The sequence below is a fragment of the Homoserinimonas sp. genome (assembly GCF_056262345.1).
In genome coordinates this window covers 1-4,646 of record NZ_JBACFR010000031.1, presented here as the reverse complement: position 1 = coordinate 4,646, position 4,646 = coordinate 1, and the positions used below count along the sequence as shown (strand labels likewise).

At 64.4% G+C, this 4,646-nt stretch carries 6 protein-coding genes; 1 reads left to right on the top strand and 5 read right to left on the bottom strand.

The genetic code is table 11. The annotated features are described in order from the left end of the window. The coding region (locus tag AC062T_RS01480; protein ID WP_476026727.1) for a DUF255 domain-containing protein at positions 1-260 on the bottom strand (260 nt) is incomplete at its 3' end. 40 nt (positions 261-300) lie between these two features. Here AC062T_RS01480 and AC062T_RS01475 point away from each other — a divergent pair. Further along, positions 301-966 carry a pyridoxal 5'-phosphate synthase gene (locus AC062T_RS01475; RefSeq protein WP_476026729.1) on the top strand — a complete coding sequence of 222 codons (666 nt, stop codon included), beginning with the start codon at positions 301-303 and terminating at the stop codon, positions 964-966. An 18-nt stretch (positions 967-984) separates the two neighbouring features. Here AC062T_RS01475 and AC062T_RS01470 read toward each other — a convergent pair whose 3' ends face one another. The 4 genes from AC062T_RS01470 to AC062T_RS01455 all read right to left on the bottom strand — a co-directional run. Continuing rightward, positions 985-1,761, bottom strand: coding sequence for a sulfite exporter TauE/SafE family protein (locus AC062T_RS01470; protein ID WP_476026726.1), 777 nt, complete (start codon positions 1,759-1,761; stop codon positions 985-987). 74 nt (positions 1,762-1,835) lie between these two features. Then, a complete protein-coding gene (locus AC062T_RS01465) occupies positions 1,836-2,663 on the bottom strand; it encodes an aldo/keto reductase (protein ID WP_476026725.1) in 828 nt (275 codons plus the stop codon). A gap of 132 nt (positions 2,664-2,795) precedes the next feature. Continuing rightward, on the bottom strand, positions 2,796-3,914 hold the full coding sequence (locus AC062T_RS01460; RefSeq protein ID WP_476026723.1) for a bifunctional 2-methylcitrate synthase/citrate synthase: 1,119 nt from the start codon (positions 3,912-3,914) through the stop codon (positions 2,796-2,798). A 108-nt stretch (positions 3,915-4,022) separates the two neighbouring features. Continuing rightward, positions 4,023-4,646, bottom strand: a 624-nt coding sequence (locus AC062T_RS01455) for an isocitrate lyase/PEP mutase family protein (RefSeq protein WP_476026721.1), incomplete at its 5' end; no start/stop codon positions are given.

Here is a 4,646-nt window from a genome sequence, read left to right as displayed (position 1 = left end):
ACATCCGGATGCTCTTCTCTATCCACCTTGATGCTGACGAAGTTGTCATTGAGGTACGCGGCGACCGCGGCATCCTCAAAGCTCTCTCTGGCCATGACATGGCACCAGTGGCAGGTGGAATACCCGATCGAAATAAACACGGGAACGCCGCGACGCTCGGCCTCGGCAAAGGCCTCTTCACCCCACGGCCACCAGTCGACGGGGTTGTCGGCGTGACTGCGCAGGTACGGGCTCACGGCATCGGCAAGATGATTCGACATACACATCACGCTACGCCTCCGGCCCTACTCTGGACGAGTGATGACCAGCCATGAGGCCAGCGATCCCCGACGCCCTCCCCATCTCGACACCCTCAGCGGCATGATCGAGATCGAGCTCGCTGAGTTCGTGCTGCCACCAGAGGAGCCGGACGGGCTTCTCGCCCGCTGGGTCGACATCGCGATCGCCTCCCGCGTGATCGAGCCGTTCTCGATGGCACTCGCGACGGCGAACGCTCAGGGGCGGCCGTCTAACCGCACCGTGCTCGTGAAGAAGGTGACGGCGTCTGCGGTGGAGTTCGTCACGACCGCCACGAGCGCGAAGGGCCGCGACCTTGAGGAGAACCCGTGGGCGGCAATTGTTGCCTACTGGCGTGAGACCCGCCAGCAGCTGCGGTTCAGCGGCCCTGTCGAAAGGCTGAGCGACGCGGAGGCCGACGAGGTCTTCTCACTCCGGCCCATCGCGGCGCAGGCCTCGGCGATCGCGTCACATCAAAGCGAACCACTTGAGGATTATACGGAACTCAGGGCGAAGGCTGACCGGCTTGCTCAATCGCCCGTCCCCTTGCCTCGGCCTCCGGCGTGGAGCTGCTATCGACTGGTGCCGGAGACTATCGAGTTTTGGCACGGCAGCGTCGATCGCCTGCATCGCCGCCTGGTCTATGCCCGCACGCCCGAGGGTTGGCAGCACCGCCTGCTGAACCCCTAGGCCCGCAGCAGCCCTGAGTTATGCGCCAGCGCGCCGCTCCTTGAGCCCTTTGATAATGAGCTGGCTGGCCGTGAACAGCAGGAGCAGGGCAAACAGGATGCTGCCGAGCTGAGGCGGAATAGCCGCGGCGACCGCGATTCCCCCGAACGACGCCGGGATAGCGAGCAGACCGATGATGCCCGCAGCCCTGAGGTCTGAATTGCGATTGCGCAGGTTGGAGATCGTTCCCGTGATGGCGGTGGGAATCATCATGACGAGCGAGGTGCCCTTGGCCACGAGGTCGCCCATTCCAAAGAACAGGAGCATGACGGGGACCACGATAACCCCGCCGCCGACTCCGAGGAGCCCCGACAGGATGCCCGTGAATAGCCCGACACCCGCGAGCGCAAGCACCGTGCCCACGCTGTAATCCAGCGAGGTCTCCCGCGCGGGAACCACAAAGAACAGGCTCACCGCCATAACCAGCTGGAATGCCACGAAGGCCCACCGCAACCAGCCCTGCGAGATGCGCGCCAGCATCCAGGTGCCGATCAGCGACCCGGCGATCGCGCCGACGGCGAGGCATCCGGCGGCCACCCAGTCGACCTCGCCGCGCACCGCGTAACCGATGGATCCGGCGATTGCGGTGGGCAGAATCGCGGCCAAGGATGTTCCGCTAGCGAGGCGCTGGGGGAAGGCAAGCAGGAGCACGAGCAGCGGCACAATAACGATTCCGCCGCCGACCCCGAAGAGTCCCGAGAAGAATCCGGCGAGAAGGCCGACCCCGGCCAGAGTTGCGATGCGTCGAGTTGTCATGCGGTCTTTCACGGTGGGCGATGGCGGATGCGGCGCGTGAGCGCCCGGGGCGAAGCCGCCCCGGGCGTGGTGGATTAGTTGACCTCGTCGGGGTGGGCGCTGACACGACCGTTGCGCTCAAGGGCCGTGATCGCGGCCATCTCGTCTGCGCTCAGCTCGAAGTCGAAGATGTCGAGGTTCTCAGCCATGCGCTCGGCACGGTTCGACTTGGGGAAGACGATATTGCCGAGCTGCACGTGCCAGCGCAGAACGACCTGGGCGGACGACTTGCCGTGAGCGGCGGCGGCGGCAGCCACTGGCGTCTCTTCGAGCAGCGGGTACTTGCCCTGGCCGAGCGGGCCCCACGCCTCGATGGCGATTCCCTTGTCGCGGCAAAACGAGGTGATTTCGGTCTGCTGGTAGGCGGGGTGAAGTTCGATCTGGTTGACGGCAGGCACGACATCCGTCGCAGCGAGCAGGGTCTGAAGGTGGGGAACCAAGAAGTTCGAGACACCGATCGACTTGCTCAGACCGTCTTCCTGAAACTGCTCGAGTGCGCGCCATGCCTCGACATAGAGTCCGTTTGCTGCGGCGGGCCAGTGAATCAGGTAGAGGTCCACGTAGTCGAGGCCCAGCTTCTGCAGGCTCGCATCGATCGCTGCACGCGACTTGTCATTGGCCTGCTCGGTGAACCACTGCTTGGTGGTGATGAACAGCTCGTCCCGGGGGATTCCGGATGCGGCGATCGCCTTTCCGACACCCTCTTCGTTGCCATAGATGGCCGCCGTGTCGATGTGGCGGTAGCCCATCTCCAGAGCCTCTGAGACGATCCGCTCCGTCTCGGCCGGGTCAACTTTGAACACCCCGAATCCGAGCTGAGGAATGCGGTGGCCAGAGTTGAGAGTGATGGTGGGGGTGTTCATGCTTCTATCGTGCCACCTTCGCCAGCCCCTCACCGCGCCGAAGCACAAACACCCGGTCGCGACAACGCGGGCCGGAAACGCCCTTCGGCGTCACCGGCCCGCGCCGTGTTTCTCGTTCTGCGTCTGCCGTGCCTAGACGTGCCGCTCGTCCGGCCCCACATAGACACTCAGCGGGCGGATGAGGGAGTTGGCCTCGAGCTGCTCGAGGATGTGGGCGGTCCAGCCCGTGATTCGTGAGGCAACAAAGAGCGGCGTGAACAGCTCGGTGTCGAAGCCCATGAGGCTGTAAGCGGGCCCGCTCGGGTAGTCGAGGTTGGGTTTGATGGTCTTGCGAGCATCCATCGCCGCCTCGAGCGTGTCGTACAACTCGGCCATATCGGGCCGGGCGTAGTGCTCGATGAGGGTGTCGAGGGCCTTCTTCATGGTGGGGACCCGCGAGTCTCCGCTCTTGTAGACGCGGTGCCCGAAACCCATGATCTTGCGCTTCTCGGTGAGCGCCTGGTCGAGCCATGCCTCCGCCTTATCGGCAGTGCCAATCTCGTCGAACACGTGCATGACGGCCTCGTTCGCCCCGCCGTGAAGCGGGCCCTTGAGGGCACCGATCGCGCCGACGACCGCGCTATAGAGATCGCTCAGAGTCGACGTGATGACGCGCCCCGTGAAGGTCGACGCGTTGAAGGAGTGTTCGGCGTAGAGAATCATCGACACGTCGAAGGCGTCGACCACGACGACCTCGGGGACCTCCCCGAAGGTCATGTGCAGAAAGTTGGCGGAGTAGCCGAGGTCGCTGCGCGGCTCGACGAGCTCCTGGCCGCGGCGGCGCCTCTGGTCATAGGCAACGATCGCGGGCAGCTGGGCGAACAGGTAGAGCGCGCGCCCTTCGTTGAGCTTGCGGTCAGCAAAGCCGTTGGGCTCAGAAAGGGTGGGGTCGGTGGCTCCGATCACGCTGACCGCCGTGCGCACCACATCCATGGGATGCGCGGTGAGCGGCAGCTCATCGATAACCCTTTTCGTGCGGTGATCGAGGGGGCGAAGCTTGCGCTCCAGCTCCTGAAACTCCTCAAGCTGAGCGGCGGAGGGCAGCTCACCGTGCCAGAGCAGGTAGGCGACCTCTTCGAACGTGCACTTCTCGGCGAGCTCCTGCACGGGGTACCCGCGGTAGAGCAGCGAGTTCGTCTCGGGGTTCACCTTGGAGATCGCCGTCGCGTCGACGACGACTCCCGCGAGTCCCTTACGGATTTCTTCAGTCATGACACTCCTTCGTGATGGTCGAATAGTGGCCGCGCTCCCTGGGAGTCGGCCCGTTCAACAGCAAAGATTTTTCGAGTAGTGAGAAGCACCTGCCAGAGCAGGTGCGGGTCAGGAGTGGCCCTCCTGGCTGAAGTTGAAGACGCCGGAATCGAACGCGTTGTAGCTCTCGTAATCGAGAAGCTCATAGAGCCGCGCACGCGTCTGCATTCCCGCAACAGCTCCCTGCTGGGTTCCGGCGGCAAGAATCGTATCGAGCGTGCGCTCGGCCTCGCCCATGGCGCTTCTGAGCAGGGTGACGGGGTAGATCACGATGTTGACGCCGACATCCGCCAACTGCTGCGTCGTGAACAACTCGCTCTTGCCGAACTCGGTCATGTTGGCCAGGATCGGCACGTCGACGGCCTTGCGGATTGCCTCGAACTCGCCGAGATCCTTCATGGCCTCGGGGAAGATCGCGTCGGCGCCGGCATCCACAAGCTTCTTGGCGCGGTCCACAGCGGAGTCGAGCCCTTCGACGCCTCGGATGTCCGTGCGCGCCATGATCAGCAGGTTGGGGTCGCGTCGCGCCTGGGCCGCTGCCCGGATGCGCTTGAGTGCCGTGTCTTCGTCCACGACCTGCTTGCCGTCGAGGTGGCCGCACCGCTTGGGGTTGACCTGGTCTTCGATGTGGAGACCGGCGACCCCGGCATCCTCAAGCTCGTGAACGGTGCGGGCAACGTTCATCGGCTCGCC